The sequence below is a fragment of the Actinospica durhamensis genome (assembly GCF_018139695.1).
Classification (GTDB): Bacteria; Actinomycetota; Actinomycetes; order Streptomycetales; family Catenulisporaceae; genus Actinospica; species Actinospica durhamensis.
On sequence record NZ_JAGSOG010000683.1, the window covers coordinates 1 to 563 of the forward strand.

The window sequence follows — 563 nt, forward strand, 5'->3', positions numbered from 1 at the left end:
GGTATGGACTGTCGGACCCGGCGGAGACTGCACGGTGCGGCGTTGGAAGTCGGACGCGGCGGGGGCTCCACGGCACGGTCAAGTGGAACGGGGGCCCCACGGGTGAAGCGAAGCGGGAGCTTCACGGCGCAGCTACGGGTGGGATAGCGGCAAGGAGGCGGCAGGGGTTGGACAAGGTCGAAAGCTGCGCGATTGGCGAGCCGTACGGCGCAGGCCAGCGACTGGGCGAACGGTGAGACAGCTAGGTGGAGAGCTCCGCAAAACAGGTGAGTTGGGGCGCGAGCCGGGGGCGCTGGGTCAACGGCGAGACGGCGCGGTATGCGGTGTGAGGCGAGAGCTTCCCGAAAGACGAGCCCTGAAGTGCGGGAGCCGCCGGCTGGGCCAAAGGCGGGGCAGCGCGGCGAGCGGCGAGCGGCGAGCGGCGAGCGGCGAGCCGATCACGAAAAGACGAACCCTGCGGCGCGAGAGCCGCGGATTGGGCCGATAGCGGGACAGCGCGGCGTGCGGCGAGGGGTTCGCGAACAGTTGCTCGTTCGGGGCGGGCGCGAGAGCCGTGCGAGGGG

1 protein-coding gene is annotated in these 563 nt (G+C 71.0%); it reads right to left on the reverse strand.

What is annotated here, in order from left to right; all coding sequences use genetic code 11:
* Positions 1-297: 297 nt before the first annotated feature.
* Positions 298-563: hypothetical protein (locus KDL01_RS41715; RefSeq protein ID WP_212534241.1), on the reverse strand; the 266-nt coding region annotated here is incomplete at its 5' end.